Genomic DNA, 16,635 nt, shown 5'->3' with positions numbered 1-16,635 from the left:
TTGATCTCTCTAATGTGCAGTTCCGTATTATGCGATTTTAACTAAACGTAATGATAATAATGGTTAAACCCTTTTCTCATTTGTGAGATAAGGGTCTTTTTTGTGCGGATAATTGTCGACTGCTTTGGGTGGAACTCATCCCTTGTAAACTGTAAATCTCTAGTTAAAGTAATAAATATAACTATTATTTTTAGAGCACAATCTATATTTCTTCAGGTATTTTATTCCTTTCTGCTTTGATAAGATTTTTGTGTAAGCGTTATCAATTCGTATTAAGATAAGGGGGATGGAAATGCGAAGGAAGTTAAGTATGCTATTGGCGTTCATTTTGCTCTTCGGTATGCTGACGCCGATAGGAAGATTCGGGAACACAGCTCAAGCAGCATCTACAACAGTGCTTCAAAATGGGTTTGAGGATGGAAATGCTGGCAGCTGGCAGCCGTTTAATTGCAGCGGAGGCACTCCGCAGGCAGCCGTTTCTTCAGAGCAGGCCGCAACGGGATCAAAAGCTTTGAAGTTATCTGGGCGGGGGAGTGTTAGCTGCAGCCCGAGCATTGAGCTCAATGCTTTGCTTCAAGAGGGACATAGTTACGATATTTCGTTTAAAGTAAAGCTTGGAGCAGGTACAGATCAAGCGCATGTTACGATGAGAATGACCGATCAAACGAATAACTTTGATTGGATCGTGGGCAACCAAAACATTAATGATCAAAGCTGGACAACCTTCTTGAAAACATCGTATACGAGACCTACTGGCTCAAAAGCTATGACGATGTATTTGGAGACAGTTTCGTCGACTGCTGACGTGTTTATTGATGATCTTTTGATCGTAGATCATACACCAACTGAAAACCCTGGTAGTGGTGGAGGTACTCCGATTGGGCCATTGGAATTCGGCTATAACTTTGATGGCGGTACAGTAGAAGGCTGGAAACCAAGGGGAGATGGCGTAGCCGTAGCGGTATCACAAGAACAGCAAAAGTCAGGCCAATACAGCTTGAAAACGACAGGCCGTTCGTTGGACTGGAACGGACCGGCCGTTAGTGTATTCGACAAAATGACCAGAAATGCTAAATATGAGGTTACAGCTTTCGTCAAGCTTACTGAAACGCCTTCCGCTTCCAGAACGATAAAGTTATCGGCTGAACTGGATGCAAGTGGTTCATATAGCTGGTTAAGCATTGCCTCAGCAGCAGTAGCTTCGACAGATTGGGTACAGCTTAAGGGGACATTTAGTTTCAATTCGAATTTAACAGATTTAAGCTTCTATGTTGAAAGTTCGGGTGTAAGTGACGCTTATTATATCGACGATATTAATGTCTTAATGACGGAACCGCCGCCTAAGACATCCCTACCTGTTCAGACAGATCTAGCGAAGCTGAAGGATGTTTATCAAAATTATTTCAAAATAGGGGCAGCGCTAGAGCCGATTCAGCTTGAAGGGAAAAGCAGAGAACTTCTAGATATGCATTTCAGTTCAGTCGTTGCTGAGAATGCAATGAAGCCTGGTTCAATTAATTCAACAAAGGGAACTTACAATTTCGAGAGTGCGGATAGGCTTGCCAAATACGCAAGAGACAACAAAGTAAACATGCGATTCCACACGCTTGTGTGGCATGAACAAGCAGCAAACTGGATGTTTAACGATGATAATGGCACCGTATTGAGTCCAACTCCAGAAAACAAAGCGCTTGTTCTCAGTCGGCTAAAAGATTACTTAAGCGCAGTGGTACCAAGATATGCAGACGTCGCGACGGATTGGGATGTCGTGAATGAGGTCATTGATGAGGGCAGACCGAATGGAATGCGTAATAGTTTATGGTATCAATTAACAGGCGAAGATTTCATTAAAGTTGCCTTTACTGAAACGCGTAGATTGCTCGATGAGTTGTATGCGCAGGACCCGATAAAATATGCAAAGGCTAAGGATTCCAAGCTAGTTATTAATGATTACGGAACAAATAATCCGCAAAAAGCAAACTTTTTATTAACCCTTGTAAAGAGATTAAAAGCAGAAGGTGTGCCTATTGATTCGGTTGGCCACCAAACTCATATTAACATTAGCGGACCGTCAATTCAGCAAATTTCGAATTCAATTAAGATGTTCGGTGAGGCCGGCTTCGACAACCAATTAACTGAATTTGATGTCTCGGTTTATACGAACAACACGGATGCCTATCAAGAAGTGCCTCAAGATTTGCTTGCCAAACAAGGTTACCGTTTTAAAGAGTTGTTCGAAGAATTGAAGAAATTGGATGATATGGGCAGGACAGCTGAAAATCCGGAAGGCTGGATAAGTAATGTTACCTTCTGGGGAATCGCTGACGACCATACATGGCTCCACAATCGTCCGGTCACTCGTCAAGACGCGCCATTTGCTTTCGATAAAAACTTCCAAGCGAAACCTGCTTATTGGGGAATGGTTGATCCAACGAAGCTGGTAGCGGTGAAGAAAACTGCAAATGCTGCAAATGGAAGTCCAAACCCAAGCAACATCAATGATATTTTCTGGAGTACAATTCCAGCTATTTCATTGGAGAAGAGCGGCGTATTAGAAGCTGCTATGAAAGTGCTGTGGGATGAAAATAATATCTATGTAAAGGCAATCGTGACTGATCCATCGAAATTTGCTGGTGATAAGGTCGATTTGTTCGTGAAGAGCGGAAATGAAATTAAAAAGGTACAGGTTGAAAGAGGGGCAGCTAACGCTGTAGAAACGAATAAAGGTTATACAATTACTGCTGCTATTCCGTTAAGCGGAAGCGCAGTGGACAGCAAAGTATCTTTTGATATTCGCGTCACAGATTCTGGTTCAGATGACGGTACTGAGCATGGCAAGAATGGCAGTATCATTTCGTGGAGCGATCTTGGAAACAATCAAGATCAGAATAGCAGCGGTTATGGCGAGTTGACGCTTATCTCAGGAACAAAAGTATCAACTGCAAAATACGGTACGCCTATTCTCGACGGTGAAATGGATGCAATGTGGGCGAGCGCCAGCAAGCTTGCTACCCAAGTTAAAGTAGAAGGCGGCGAAGGATCTAAAGCTGAATTTTATACGATGTGGGACGATAAGCATCTTTATGTTTATGCTTTGGTAACCGACAAAAAATTGTCGGATGCGAGTCCAAACCCATGGGAACATGATTCCATTGAAGTTTTCGTAGACCAAAACAATGGAAAAACTAGCGCTTATGAGGGTGATGATGGTCAATATCGAATTAATTACAAAAATCTGCATACGGTAGGCGGTCATGCCTCTCATGACAACTACACTTCGGTGACGAAGACAGTTTATGGGACTGATAATATTGCTACGGGTTACATTGTAGAGGCTGCAATCAACTTGGATTTGATCACTTCAAGCAACGAGACGATCATTGGTTTTGATCTTCAGGTCAACAATGACGATAACGGCACGGGTAAAAGAGATAGCGTATGGATGTGGAACGATCCAACAGGAAAGTCTTATGAGAACACCTCACGATTCGGTGTGCTTGTATTAGCTGGCAAGCCTAATGGCGGCGGAGACCCTAATCCTGGCGGCAACGGCAACACAGGCAGCATTCCTGCTAATAAACCAGGGGAAATTAATGTTACTATAGATGCGAACGGCAATGCTAAGGCATCTATCAGTGCTGCCGATGTGAAAGCTGCTATTGCAGATGCTAAAGCCGGTTTGTTGAAATTCCAGGCTAAAGCTGTGGATAAGGCGAAGCAGGTCGCTTTCAATATTTCTGTTGAGCAAGTTCAAGCTGCGAAAACGGCAGGTATTAAAACCATCGAATTCAACGCTGGCCTTGCTACTGTTCAATTGCCGATTTCATTATTCGAAGCCACTGAATCGACAGGAAATATTGAACTCATTGTTAATAAAATCGCAGCCGAGACAATGTCTAGCGAGGTTCGTGAACAGATTGGAACGAATGCGGTTTATGATTTCAGCTTAATCATTGGCGGCAAGATGATAAGCCAGTTTGGAAATGGTCTGTCTGTAGATGTATCTGTGCCTTACGAGTTGAAGAATGGCGAAAATGCAAATCAAATCGTCATATTGTATATTTCTGAGGATGGGAAGCTTGAAGTGCTTGCGAATAGCAGATACGATGCTGTTACAGGTATAGCCAAGTTTATTACGACTCATTTTAGTAAATATGCTGCTGTTTCAATCGATGTAAGCTTTAAAGATATAACTTCTGTTACATGGGCGAAAGACAGTATTATCGGGCTTGCAGCTCGTGGCATCGTTACGGGTGCATCTTCACAAGCTTTTGAGCCTAATCGTTCAGTGACGAGAGCAGAGTTTATCCATATGCTTATTCAAACGCTAAACCTGAAGCAAGCAGGAGCGATCAGCACATTCCATGATGTGAAGGAAGGCGCTTGGTATTATAATTCAGTTGCTTCAGCTCAGCAATTAGGCATTGTTACAGGGTTGTCAGATGGGACATTCGGCATTAATGACAAAATAAGCCGTCAGGATATGGCAGCAATGGCATACAGAGCGTTGCAGAAAGCGGGCATTCCGTTAGAACAAGTGAACGATAAAGCCCAGTTCAACGATGCAGCAGCTATAGCTGAATATGCCAAAGAGGCTGTAGACATGCTGCAAGCAGCGGGTACAATTAACGGCATGGGCAATGGCAGCTTTGCACCAAATCAAACGGCAAGCCGTGCACAAGCAGCTGTCATTTTATATCAGTTGCTGCAAAAATCTACGAAATAACTTCTATGAATTTCTAATAGAAATGAGTTAAAAAAGAGCCGATAAGATGTTTGTTGGGATATGAGTGCTGGACCCATTCGAGGTTGGCCCATATACAACTCTTCTTAACGGCTCTTGGTTTATTTTCCAACTAGAACGAAAACGTTGCCATCAGGGGCTTCGAATACAGCGACATGTCCTGACTCCGTAGCAAAGGGTGTTCTAATCCATTGAATTTCTTCATTTTTGCTTAACTCGTTGTGTGCTTCACGGACATCTTCAACCAGAATTTCAACTTCAGTAAATTTGTTGTCAGGATGATTGCTAAGAACAAGTTCAGAGCTGTCCTTCATTGGAAATTTTAGACCGATGATTTTCCAAACAAACCCATCCTCTAATGCTCGTTCTATTTTCCAGCTTTCAGTTAGACCCATCGTAGTGTAAAAGGCAAGAGATTTCTCAATTTCGATCGTGTGAATGCAAACGCATTCTAGTTTCTTAAACATAAGGTGCAGCTCCTTTGTTATCAATAAGAACATACGTTCTATAATAGATTCTACTATTTTCCATATTGAAAAGCAACCATAAGTAGTATTATACTTTTTATGGATTGGGGGAATATAGGCATGCTTGAATTCTTGTATCACTACTATGATGAATCGACTGGTCCATTCCGCAATTTATCAGACTTAAATCCAGAGGAAGCAGATCGTGTTTTAAACGAAATCATAGTTCAAAATAAAGGCTTCGCTAGCAAACGGTCCACGGATTATTTGAAAATTCGACGGAGTCTCGAATTAAAAGCAAGAGATTTATTTATAGATAAAGGCGGCATGCCCATTCGGAAGTTTCCCCATTATATGACTCTCGGGGAATGTCCATGGCTCTTAGAATGGTATCCAGCAGGTAAAGTACTGCAAGTTCCAATGTCGAATTTCGAGTCAAATACGATTAGTTTTACTTATGGAGATTTGTTTCCGACGATGAGGTTCCAAGACGGAAAGCCTTATCGAGGTCAGGTCTATACTATGAACGAGATCTTTGAAGTAGTAAGAGAATTTGGATTGCCACAAGAATGGAATGCCAAGGGAGAAAGAGGACCAGAAAGATACATCGAAGTGCAAGTGTGGGATGATGAACCGTTGAACAAATGGAAGTTATAGTTCGAAAAATGCAGCGAGACTTGACACCGAGATACACTTCCTGTATAAATACTTCTAAGCATATGAGTTAGAAATAACAACATTAGCGATTGGGACAGTAGTCTAGGACCGATAGTTGCAGCGAGCCGGGTTAGTGGAAGCCGGTACGGATGTCTTAGATGAAGCGGGCCCATGAAATGGTTTGCCGAAACGAACGAAGTTACTTAGTAGGCAAATCCGGTCATTGACCGTTACGAAAATGAGGGGTCAAGCTGCTTATCAGGCTTGGCACTTAGAGTGGTACCACGGGATCTTTATGGCTCTCGTCTCTTATTTTAGAGACGGGGGCCTTTTTTATTTTGATAATAGGAGGAATTACAATGATTCATAAGCTGATTATTGGAGCAATTGAAGAAATAACGCAAGGCATGCTGGAAGAGGGACGTACAGAGCGACCTGAAAATCTCAAAATTGCGGTCGAGCATCCCGTTAACTTAGCGCATGGCGATTATAGCAGCAATATTGCGATGCAGCTTGCTAGGCTTTTAAAACGTGCGCCTTCATTGATTGCAGATGACTTCAAACAAAAATTAATCAAGCATCCAAGTCTTTCCTCATCCATAAAAAAGATTGAAATTGCTTCACCCGGGTTTCTAAATTTTTATGTGAATTGGTCTTGGTGGGCAGTCAATACAGAACAGCTTGCATCACAGAAAACGACAGTTAACAAAAAAGTGCTTGTTGAGCATACATCTATCAATCCAAATAAATCTGCGCATATTGGTCATTTGCGTAATTCCTGCGTAGGCGATACGATTGCGCGAATGCTCAGAAGGACGGGTCATCAGGTTGAGGTGCATAACTACATTGATGATCTAGGCAACCAATTAGCGGATACGGTGGTAGGCATTCTTCAGACAAAGTCGGTGCTGCCTTATGAGCGTTTTGGGGATTTTTGCTGGGATACGTATTCAAGTATTAATCGAGCTTATAAAGAGCAGCCAGAATTGCTTGAACAACGTACCAAGGTTCTTGCAGAGCTGGAAGAAGGGCATTCGAATGTAGCATGGATGGGCTTGTTGGTCGCAGAAAGAATTGTGCGCGAGCATGTCGAGGAAATGAAGCAGTTTGGCATCACGTATGATGTTCTGGTATGGGAAAGCAATATTGTGCGTGAAGGCTTCTGGGCTCGCGCGTTTGAACTGCTGCAGTCAACGGGAATATTCCGCAAGGAAACAGAAGGGAAGCTGAAGGGCTGTTATGTGCTGAAGCATTCTGATGAAAACGGAGAACAAGAGGAACAATCGGATTTCCACGCAGATAAAGTGCTCGTTCGCTCAAACGGAATTTTGACTTATACGGCTAAAGATATTGCTTACCATTTGTGGAAGTTTGGATTGCTCGATAACGATTTCCGTTACCAGAAGTTTTCTGATGGTTTGTGGTCAACGCATACGAGTGGTGTAAGGAAAAAAATCGGTCATGCGGATATGGTCATAAATGTAATTGATCAGCGCCAAGAGTATCCGCAGGCTATGGTTAAACAAGCATTGCTCGGTTTGGGTTTTCAGGAGCAAGCAGAGCAGTTAAAGCATGTCAGTTATGGTGTTGTTGCATTAAGCCCAAATACGGCAAATGGTTTAGGTATCGATACGTCAGACGGCAAGCATGCGTATGCGATGTCAGGCAGGCAAGGAATCGGCATAAAAATAGCGGATTTCTTAGTAAGAATGGAACAAATCATAGACGCAAAAAGATCCCGTAAAGGAGGCTTGGCAAGTCGTACGATAGCAGCAGCATCGATTCGTTATTACTTGCTTCGTTTTCACTTGCAAACAGAGGTTGTGTTTGATCTTGATCAAGCAACCGAAATATCCGGCAATACAGGTGTTTATCTGATGTATACGTATGCTCGCTCCAGCAGTATTTTGAAGAGAGCAGGAGACACTGAGTTTAACCCACAAGCTCTAGCTGAGATTAGCGATCTTGAGAATCAAGAGCATTCATTGCTGAGACATTTAGCTTATTGGCCAGAAACGCTGGAAGCTGCCGCTTTGGAGCTGTCTCCTAATCAGCTTTGTACGTATGTATATGAGCTTTCCGCATTGTTTAACCATTTCTACGCCACATGTCCTATTTTGAAGGCTGAAGGCTCAGCGAAAAGCTTGCGTATTTGGCTTACCGAGCGTTATAAGCAAACGATGCAGGATGCACTTCACATACTGGGACTTCCTGCGCCAAATAGAATGTAAACAGATGTTCCAATCATGCAATTGGCTTGCCCGTCATATAGTTTAACGCAGAGGTACAGGCATTAACAGCGATGAACGAAGGGCGGGTGCTGCAAATGGAGCAGGTACATGATAATCAGGTAGAGGATAGCGACCTTACGATAGATTTTGCGGTTCAGGGAATGAGCTGCTCAGCTTGTGCGGCAAGAATAGAGAAAGCAGTCAGCAAAATGGATGGTGTTCAATTGGCTGCCGTCAGCTTTCCGCTTCGAACCGCTTGGGTACAGTTTAAGCCTGAGCGGCTCGGAGCGAAACAAATTGCTGAGCGTGTCAAGCAATTAGGTTTTGAAGCGATGCTTAATGAGACAGCTAAAGAAGGCTTGCACAAGGAGCATCGTATATTGAAGCTGCGGCTCATTGCTTCAGCGGTACTTACGGTGCCGTTATTAACTGGGATGATGCAGCATCTGCCTTTTTTAAGGCCGATGCTTGATTATTTGCCTGCTTGGCTCACTATTCCATGGCTGCAGCTCATACTTGCCACGATTATTCAATTCGCTATAGGCTTGCCTTTTTATTTCGGCGCATATCATGCGGTACGCGAGCGAAGCGCCAATATGGATGTGCTTGTTGTTATTGGAACGACAGCCGCCTATCTGTACAGCCATTATGTCGTATTTCAGAACGGCTTGTTTCGGCCGATCTCAGAGGTGGCTTCTCATGCACCGCCATTGTATTTTGAAACTTCTGCTGTTGTAATCACAGCTGTCCTGCTGGGTAAATACATTGAAGTTTCCGCCTCGCTGCGGGCGCAGCGCGGATCAGACGGCTTCGGCAAACTGCAAAGTCAGACGGCGGCGGTTGAACGGGCAGGTGAAGTGATACATATTCAGACCGAATTTGTTCGAGCGGGCGATATTGTCATCGTACAGGCTGGAGAAACGATTCCGGTCGATGGCATTGTATGCGGCGGTCACTCCGCAACCAACGAATCATTGCTAACAGGCGAGAGTCTGCCGATTGCAAAGCGGGAAGGAGATCAAGTGTGGGCGGGAACTTGGAATGAAAGCTCGCAGCTTCGCATTCGTACGAAGGCGGCAGGCCATGATACGATGCTTAACCGCATACAGGAGCTTGTTCGTCAAGCACAACGCTCGAAATCAGCCATTCAGCGAAATGTAGATGCGGCTGCAAGCTGGTTTGTTCCTGTTATGCTTCTCTTCGCCGTTGCAACGGTTTTCATGTGGGGATTATTTCTTGAGCCGGGGAATTGGGGCCGAGCATTCATATGCGGCATTGCTGTTTTATTAGCAGCCTGTCCATGCGCGCTTGGTCTAGCCGCACCGATTTCACTTGTCATCGCAGCCAGCAGACTTGCGAAGCAAGGCATTATTACGAAGGAAGCGGGCGCGCTTGAACGTTTGGCAAGCATTCAAACGATCATTTTTGATAAAACAGGAACATTAACGGAAGGCAAGCCTCATATAAGTGCTTCACTAGCTATTAAAGGGAGCCGAAATGCTTTGCTGAGATTGGCGGCAGCCGCTGAAGCGGACTCCACACATCCGCTTTCAAGAGCAATTGAGAAGGAGGCGGTCAGACTAGGGCTTATTATTCCAGCTTCCAGTCATCATGTCTTCTCACCAGGCGGAGGAGTTGAAGCGATAATTGAGGAACAGCGCTTCGCTATCGGAAATGCTCGGTTTGCAGCAGAACGCCAATGGGCTTTGAGCGTCGATATCATTGCATTCACAAGGCAACGTGAGGATTTGGGTGAAACCGTGCTATATGCAGCAATAGACGATCAGATTGCTGGTGTAATCGCATTTAGCGATAAGATAAAGGAAAACGCGAGAGAGACAGTGAAAGAGCTTAAAAATTTAGGGGTTTCCGCTGTTCTAGCTACTGGAGATCACAAGGCGCCGGCATTTGCTGCTGCAAAAGCGGTTGGCATTACAAGCATACATGCTTCCATGCTTCCCGAGGGTAAGCTGGCACTGGTGGAGCAGTTAAAGCGTCGCGGCAAACGAGTCGCAATGGCAGGGGATGGATGGAATGACGCACCGGCATTAGCCGCAGCCGATGTTGGTTTAGCAATGGGTGAAGGAACAGATGCAGCGCTTAGCGCAGGCCATATGACGCTGCTTTTCTCTCGTCTGCATGCCATTCCAGAAGCGATTCGAATTAGCCGATTAACGATTCGAAATGTGCGTCAAAATCTAACCTTTGCTTTCCTATACAATGTTATCGTCATCCCTTTTGCTGCTTTTGGTTTGCTTGAGCCTTGGATGGCTGGAACGGCGATGGCGCTTAGCTCTGTTTCTGTTGTAAGCAATGCGCTTCGGCTTTCTGGTCAGTTGCAAAGCAAGAGCCGGGTTGGTGCAAGCAGATGACGCTGACTTGGCAGCTGATTGGATTCATTATTTTAACAGGCTTATTCAGCGCACCTCATTGTATCGGTATGTGCGGGGGGATTGTATCAACCGTCTCATTAAATTCCTCAGCGCCAGTTAAAAAATCAATGCTTCTATATAATACAGGCCGCATTCTCTCTTATTCCTTATTAGGGGCTGTAATGGGAACAGTAGGTTCTTTTGTGGATGTTGCAGGTAAATTTGCAGGGGTTCAAGGATTGGCATCCATTATTGGCGGCTGTTTCTTGCTGCTCTGGCTTTGGCGGAGATTTCAGCTGCCGCTCATGAACCGATTGTCTAGCTTTCTGCACAAAAGATTAGTAGGCGGTGCTTCTCGCTCTGCTAAGCAGGAAACGTTCCATTTGCTCGCAACTGGAATAGCCTTCGGATTTTTGCCATGCGGCTTAACTTATGCGATGCAAATGACGGCAGCCTCCACTGGCTCAGGACTTGAAGGAGCGGCTGTCATGGCTCTGTTTGGGCTATCGACTTTCCCTGCTTTAGCGGCTGCCGCGTCGATCGCTGCTTTTGCCAATAAGAAATGGCGGCGATTTATGCGTAAAGCAAGTGTAGTCACGGCGATTGCTGTGGGTGTCATCTCGATTTTGCGCGGGCTTGCGGTGAATGGTGTCATTCCTTCGATTAATCCATGGCTTTGGTAATTTGCTAATGAACCGCTCGCAGTAATCTGTCGATGGTATACGTTTGATCAACCGTCTTGAGTGTTAGAGTCGCTTTCCATGTGCCAGCCATCAGCGGTACGCCTTCGCCCGTATACGTTCCAGGCTCAGCTTCCGTCATTTTAAACTCGTAATCGCCGCAAACCATATCCATCATCTCAAGCTTGACTGATAGTTCAGCTCCTTGTAATGGGGCGCCCGAGAGATCAGTAAGCTCGATTTTAAATAAATTGTTGTGTAGCACCTTCGCTGGATAACCATCGATGGACCATTTAGCTTCGCCTTTGTCGAATACATGTTCAGTCATGGGAGGAGATAATTCTTCGCCCTTTCGGAGCCATGTGAAAACTATGCCAACGACAATTGCCACAACCAGTAAAATGATAGTGAATTTTAGCAGATTATAATTTGGTTTGTGTTCTACTTTCATATCTAGGAAAGAACCTCCTTTATGAGTTGCATATTCTTTTGTTAGATTCATAAAAAGAATGAGTGTTTGAACCGGATGTAGTATCTGTTTATGGAACGAGTGGATAGAAGAAAGTAAAAGCATAGCACGGGCGAAGAAGTCACAAGGAGAGGTAACGGACATCAGATACGCTATTGTGCTCATTTTCGCTGTTTTCGCAACCGTAACGGACATAGAAGCCCTTATTTTGCTCTAAGAGCTAGTTTTTAGTTCCCGTTTGCCTAAATAGCGGATCCTATGTCCGTTAGACTCAAATATGAGCCCAATTCTAGAAAATAGCGGAATGTATGTCCGTTAGGAGGTCTGAAGTGACTATTGCGAAAAGCTAACGGACCTCAGATACGTTATTGTGCTCATTTTTGCTATTTTCGCAACCGTAATGGACATAGAAGCCCTTATTTGGCTTTAAGAGTTAGTTTTAGGTCCCATTTGCCCAAATAGCGGATCCTATGTCCGTTAGATTCAAATATGAGCCCGATTGTTGAAAATAGCGTAATGTATGTCCGTTAGAGGTTTGAAGTGACTATTGCGAAAAGCTAACGGACATCAGATACGCTATTACGCTCATTTTGGCTGTATACGCAACCGTAAAGGACATAGAAGCCCCCTTATTTGGCTCCACCAGTTAGTTTTTAGCAGCCGTAAGCCCAAATAGCGGAGGATTCTATGTCCGTTAGCTTCAAATATGAGCCGGACTCTTGAAAATTACATCTTGCTGCTCAGTTCAGGCCAAGGCTAAACGCACTCATCATGGTAAAAAAACGCGCGCTAAGAAATAGACCCATTACGTTACCTATGCGGCAAATGAGTGAAGCAGAACGTCGATAATTAGGATGAGTATGGCATGGATGTCATTAGACAAATAGAACAAGACGTTGTATAGTAACAACGGATCATTTTATAGATGATGGACGGGGATAGATGCACCATATCTTCTCCTGCATAATCCGATATTGTTGGAGAAGCTGTTCGCTTAGCCTAATTAGAAAAAGCGTATACTAGCATTTCTGACTCAAGGTCGGGGATGCTATTTTTAATACGATATATGACGCAGGAGGAGTAAGGAAAATGAAAAGGTTACATAAAAGTACAATGAAAACGCTAGTAGGTTTTCTGCTCGTGATGATGCTCGTATTCACAGGAGCATGCGGTGCCAATAAGGACACGGTTAACGAGCCGGGAAAAACAACGAATAATGCTGGTCAGGCTGCAACTGACGAGCCATCCAAGGCGAATGAATCGACCGTTTATCCACTAACTTTAAAGGATGATACAGGTACGGAAATTACGTTTGAGCAAGAGCCAACTAAAATTGTCTCGCTTGCTCCTAGTGAAACCGAAGCTATTTATGCAATCGGCTCAGGTGATCGTGTTGTAGGTGTAGATGAGTCAAGCAACTATCCTGAGGAGGCGGCAAGCAAGGCAAAGGTTGGCGATATGACGACGAATATTGAAGCTGTTGCAGCTCTCAATCCGGATCTCGTGCTGGCGTCTTCTTCAATGAATGGAGAGGCAATCACGAAGCTCAGAGAACTGAAAATTCCGGTCTATGCGACAGACCCACTCACGTATGATGCAGTTATTGCCAAAATCGAAAATTTAGGTCATATTATGAATAAACAATCCGAAGCGGCTGGGATTGCAGGCCACATGCTTTCGGTGAAGCAACAAGTTTCGGATGCAGTTAAGAGCGCAGTGAAAAAGAAAGTGTATTTAGAATTTTCCCCAGGCTGGACCGTTGGATCTGGCACATTCCTTGACGAATTGCTGGCACTGGCTGGCGGCGAGAATGTTGCTGGAGCTGCTCCAGGCTGGTATGAGGTGAGTGCAGAGTCGATTGTTACTCAGAATCCCGAGCTTATTATATACCCTGCATTGAAGGAGGAGCCGAATCCGATTGTTGTTGGCATTGAGAGCCGTCCTGGCTGGAATGTCATTGATGCGGTGAAAAATAAGCAAATGCATGCAGTAACGGAGGATCCGCTTGTTCGTGTAGGGCCGAGACTTGCAGATGGTTTGCTGGAGCTTGCGAAAGTGATTCACCCGGATCTCGTAAAATAATGATGACCTATAAATTAGTTTGGTATGGAGGAGCAGCTATGCTCCTTCTTGCTGTTTCTATCGTTGTAAGTTTATCGATTGGTTCGGCTGGTATTTCCATTCGAGATGTTTGGGGTATTTTGCTTCATCAGCTGCCTTGGCTTGGGCTTGCTGATAATTCAGTTCCTTATACACCTGCCGAAATAGCGATCGTCACGCAAGTACGTCTATCGCGTATTTTGCTTGCTGTCCTCGTTGGTGCTTGTCTCGCACTTGCTGGCACGGGCTTTCAAGGGGTTCTTCGAAACCCGCTGGCTGATCCCTATACACTAGGAGTGTCTTCGGGGAGCTCAGTTGGTGCATCGTTCATAATCTTATTCGGCTTGCAGTCAGCGATTGGCATGTGGACGATACCGCTAGTTGCCTTTGCTACAGGAACCTTGACGCTGCTTGGTGTTTTTTGGTTGTCTCGCAACAAGGGTGTTATACATATTGAAACGCTAATTTTATCTGGGGTTATCATCCAGTCTTTTTTAGGCGCTTTTGTATCCTTCATGGTGTCCGTCTCAGAGGGCGTCGTGAATCAAATTTTGTTCTGGTTAATGGGGTCGCTTGCGATGAGAAGCTGGGAACATGTATATATGCTTATTCCTTTTCTCGCGGTAGGCTTTCCACTTCTGCTTGCATATGGGCAATCTCTCAATTTATTTGTACTGGGGGAACGCCATGCAGCGCATCTTGGCATCCGTGTCGAGAGAACGAAGCTGATCGTCTTAATCAGCTCGACCTTGCTGACGGCAGCAGCAGTCTCTGTTTCTGGTGTAATTGGTTTTGTTGGACTCGTGGTTCCACATCTCATTCGTTTGCTCGTTGGCCCCGACTATCGATTAATTACCCCTTTATCGGCTATCGGTGGAGGCATATTTATTTTATGGGCTGATACGCTTGCGCGCATGGCGCTGACGCCTAAGGAAATACCGCTTGGCGTTGTTACGGCTCTGCTTGGTGCGCCATTTTTTGCGTATTTGCTGCATCGGCGGAAGCTGAAGCAAGGAGGGGCGTTATGATTGAGGTGCGCAGCATCGTTCAGACGGTGCAAGGGAGGACTGTGCTCAATAAGCTTTCCTGCTCATTTCAAAAAGGGCGGATGTACGGTGTTATTGGACCTAATGGTGTTGGCAAATCAACGCTGCTGCATGTATTGTCAGGCGTTGAACAGCCGGTGCAAGGTGAAGTTTTATTCGAGGGGCAGAGCATCTCGGCATATCCAAGAAAGCAAATCGCACAAAGGATGGCGGTTTTGCAGCAAAGCGGTTTGCCTCAGGTAGGATTCTCTGTGCGTGAGGTTGTTAGCATGGGAAGATACCCTTTCCAAAACTGGCTTGGCAGCGATAAACATGATTCAGAGGAAATTATTGATAAAGCGATAATGACCATGGGACTCGAAGAGCTATCGCATCGCAAAATGGATCAACTAAGCGGCGGTGAACGTCAACGTGTTGCATTGGCAAAGGTTATGGCGCAGGAGCCATCTATTATATTATTGGACGAGCCGACGACTTATTTGGACATTGGTTACCAAATTCAGCTTTTGGATACGGTACGTGCTTGGCAGCGTGATCGTGAACTGACCGTTATTGCCGTCTTGCATGATCTTAATTTGGCTTCGCTTTATTGCGATGAGCTTGTCGTTCTTCATGAAGGCAAAGTTGCAGCAGCTGGAACACCTAGGGCGGTCATAACTGCAGATCTTATCAAGCAGGTTTATCAGGCGGATACAACTGTGATCGCCCATCCTGTTACAGGTGCTCCGCAAATATTGCTCCAACCGGATATGAAAATATAAAAGCTTATAATACGCTTGAAGGAGTTATGAAATTGAAACATGCATTGGAAACTCAGCTTGCAGAGACGATCAAACAAATCAAACCATTTAATGAAGAGGCAGCAGAATTAGCTGTGAAGCATTCTGATTCATTGACGAAACCGCCAGGCAGCCTCGGCAAGCTAGAGACAATCGCCAGGCAGCTTGCCGGCATTACAGGCGAGCTGTGGCCGGATTTGTCACATAAAGCCGTTATTGTCATGGCGGGTGATCATGGTGTATGCGATGAAGGAGTCAGTGCGTTTCCACAAGCGGTGACACCACAAATGGTGCTAAACTTTCTCAGCGGAGGAGCAGCAGTCAATGTGCTGGCAAGACAAGCTGGCGCAGATGTTGTTTGTGTGGATATTGGTGTAAATGCGGATTTGGAGCATGAGAAGCTAGTAAGCCGTAAAGTGGTGCGGGGAACGGCCAATATGGCCAAGCAGCCAGCGTTGACTCGCGAAGAGGCCGTCCAAGCTATTATTGTTGGTATTGAAGTTGTTAATGAGCAGGTGCAGCGCGGCTGCCGCTTGTTTGCAACAGGCGAAATGGGTATTGGCAATACGACTGCCAGTGCGGCGTTAACGACCGTATTGACGGGTCTATCTCCTGAGGAATCAGTCGGCCGAGGAACTGGCATAAATGATGAAAGCTGGGCAAATAAAGTGCAGGTAGTCAAACGCGCAATTGCTGTCAACGAGTTGGACCGCGCTAGTGTCGATCCAATCGATGTGCTGGCTAAGGTTGGCGGTGCAGAAATCGCAGGGCTTGTTGGCGTTATTATCGGAGCTGCAGCAAACGGCTGCCCAGTCGTCATCGACGGTTATATTTCATCTGCTGCGGCGCTTGTCGCATCGCGGATAGCGGAGCAGACGCTTCCCTTTATGATTGCTTCCCACCTCTCTCAAGAGCAAGGCCATTTGAAGCTGCTTGAATCGATAGGTTTGCTTCCCATGATGCAGCTGGAGATGCGGCTTGGCGAAGGCACTGGTGCTGTATTATGTTTTCATTTTATAGACGCTGCGCTCCATCTCATGAATGAAATGGCAACATTTGAGAGTGCAGGCGTATCCAAAGGTTAGGTGAG

11 protein-coding genes and 1 other annotated feature are annotated in these 16,635 nt (G+C 45.2%); of the genes, 9 read left to right on the top strand and 2 right to left on the bottom strand.

Annotated elements, in window-relative coordinates:
• The first annotated feature begins 292 nt into the window (after positions 1–292).
• Positions 293–4,726 carry an endo-1,4-beta-xylanase gene (locus AC1DM9_RS12605; RefSeq protein ID WP_477580279.1) on the top strand — a complete coding sequence of 1,478 codons (4,434 nt, stop codon included), beginning with the start codon at positions 293–295 and terminating at the stop codon, positions 4,724–4,726.
• A gap of 119 nt (positions 4,727–4,845) precedes the next feature.
• Here AC1DM9_RS12605 and AC1DM9_RS12600 read toward each other — a convergent pair whose 3' ends face one another.
• Positions 4,846–5,211, bottom strand: coding sequence for a VOC family protein (locus tag AC1DM9_RS12600; protein WP_441884688.1), 366 nt, complete (start codon positions 5,209–5,211; stop codon positions 4,846–4,848).
• A gap of 120 nt (positions 5,212–5,331) precedes the next feature.
• Between AC1DM9_RS12600 and AC1DM9_RS12595 the strand changes: the two genes are divergently transcribed.
• The 4 genes from AC1DM9_RS12595 to AC1DM9_RS12580 all read left to right on the top strand — a co-directional run bounded on the left by AC1DM9_RS12595 (position 5,332) and on the right by AC1DM9_RS12580 (position 11,154).
• Complete coding sequence (locus AC1DM9_RS12595) at positions 5,332–5,868, top strand: hypothetical protein (RefSeq protein ID WP_477580277.1); 537 nt, start codon at positions 5,332–5,334, stop codon at positions 5,866–5,868.
• A gap of 76 nt (positions 5,869–5,944) precedes the next feature.
• Positions 5,945–6,181: a binding site (T-box leader), on the top strand.
• A 46-nt stretch (positions 6,182–6,227) separates the two neighbouring features.
• Positions 6,228–8,099, top strand: a complete 1,872-nt coding sequence (locus tag AC1DM9_RS12590) for an arginine--tRNA ligase (RefSeq protein ID WP_477580275.1) — start codon at positions 6,228–6,230, stop codon at positions 8,097–8,099.
• 95 nt (positions 8,100–8,194) lie between these two features.
• Positions 8,195–10,471: a heavy metal translocating P-type ATPase gene (locus AC1DM9_RS12585; protein ID WP_477580273.1), complete on the top strand. Its 2,277-nt coding sequence runs from the start codon at positions 8,195–8,197 to the stop codon at positions 10,469–10,471.
• Positions 10,468–11,154 carry a sulfite exporter TauE/SafE family protein gene (locus AC1DM9_RS12580; RefSeq protein ID WP_441884680.1) on the top strand — a complete coding sequence of 229 codons (687 nt, stop codon included), beginning with the start codon at positions 10,468–10,470 and terminating at the stop codon, positions 11,152–11,154. The genes AC1DM9_RS12585 and AC1DM9_RS12580 overlap by 4 nt, the downstream gene beginning before the upstream one ends.
• 4 nt (positions 11,155–11,158) lie before the next feature.
• On the opposite strand, the gene AC1DM9_RS12575 is transcribed toward AC1DM9_RS12580, so the two are convergent.
• Positions 11,159–11,602 (bottom strand): FixH family protein, encoded by a 444-nt coding sequence (locus AC1DM9_RS12575; RefSeq protein ID WP_477550334.1) that lies wholly within the window; start codon positions 11,600–11,602, stop codon positions 11,159–11,161.
• Between the two features lie 1,107 nt (positions 11,603–12,709).
• Here AC1DM9_RS12575 and AC1DM9_RS12570 point away from each other — a divergent pair.
• From AC1DM9_RS12570 to cobT, 4 genes are read left to right on the top strand one after another with little or no spacing between them, the layout of a single operon-like run.
• Positions 12,710–13,702: an ABC transporter substrate-binding protein gene (locus AC1DM9_RS12570; RefSeq protein WP_477580271.1), complete on the top strand. Its 993-nt coding sequence runs from the start codon at positions 12,710–12,712 to the stop codon at positions 13,700–13,702.
• 2 nt (positions 13,703–13,704) lie between these two features.
• Entirely contained in the window at positions 13,705–14,748 is a 1,044-nt protein-coding gene (locus tag AC1DM9_RS12565; RefSeq protein ID WP_477580560.1) for a FecCD family ABC transporter permease, read from the top strand.
• The gene (locus AC1DM9_RS12560) at positions 14,745–15,527 is read left to right on the top strand and encodes a heme ABC transporter ATP-binding protein (RefSeq protein ID WP_477550335.1); all 783 of its coding nucleotides are present in this window, start codon (positions 14,745–14,747) and stop codon (positions 15,525–15,527) included. The genes AC1DM9_RS12565 and AC1DM9_RS12560 overlap by 4 nt, the downstream gene beginning before the upstream one ends.
• 26 nt (positions 15,528–15,553) lie before the next feature.
• Positions 15,554–16,630, top strand: a complete 1,077-nt coding sequence (gene cobT, locus AC1DM9_RS12555) for a nicotinate-nucleotide--dimethylbenzimidazole phosphoribosyltransferase (protein WP_477550336.1) — start codon at positions 15,554–15,556, stop codon at positions 16,628–16,630.
• Positions 16,631–16,635: the final 5 nt, after the last annotated feature.

This window comes from Paenibacillus sp. 01T431, assembly GCF_056398625.1.
This window is presented reverse-complemented; position numbering and strand designations above follow the sequence as displayed.

Excerpts from the sequence above, each read along its gene's own strand:
- AC1DM9_RS12605 (WP_477580279.1), top strand. The coding sequence starts at position 293 with ATGCGAAGGAAGTTAAGTATGCTATTGGCGTTCATTTTGCTCTTCGGT.
- AC1DM9_RS12600 (WP_441884688.1), bottom strand. The coding sequence starts at position 5,211 with ATGTTTAAGAAACTAGAATGCGTTTGCATTCACACGATCGAAATTGAG.
- AC1DM9_RS12595 (WP_477580277.1), top strand. The coding sequence starts at position 5,332 with ATGCTTGAATTCTTGTATCACTACTATGATGAATCGACTGGTCCATTC.
- AC1DM9_RS12590 (WP_477580275.1), top strand. The coding sequence starts at position 6,228 with ATGATTCATAAGCTGATTATTGGAGCAATTGAAGAAATAACGCAAGGC.
- AC1DM9_RS12585 (WP_477580273.1), top strand. The coding sequence starts at position 8,195 with ATGGAGCAGGTACATGATAATCAGGTAGAGGATAGCGACCTTACGATA.
- AC1DM9_RS12580 (WP_441884680.1), top strand. The coding sequence starts at position 10,468 with ATGACGCTGACTTGGCAGCTGATTGGATTCATTATTTTAACAGGCTTA.
- AC1DM9_RS12575 (WP_477550334.1), bottom strand. The coding sequence starts at position 11,602 with ATGAAAGTAGAACACAAACCAAATTATAATCTGCTAAAATTCACTATC.
- AC1DM9_RS12570 (WP_477580271.1), top strand. The coding sequence starts at position 12,710 with ATGAAAAGGTTACATAAAAGTACAATGAAAACGCTAGTAGGTTTTCTG.
- AC1DM9_RS12565 (WP_477580560.1), top strand. The coding sequence starts at position 13,705 with ATGACCTATAAATTAGTTTGGTATGGAGGAGCAGCTATGCTCCTTCTT.
- AC1DM9_RS12560 (WP_477550335.1), top strand. The coding sequence starts at position 14,745 with ATGATTGAGGTGCGCAGCATCGTTCAGACGGTGCAAGGGAGGACTGTG.
- cobT (WP_477550336.1), top strand. The coding sequence starts at position 15,554 with ATGAAATTGAAACATGCATTGGAAACTCAGCTTGCAGAGACGATCAAA.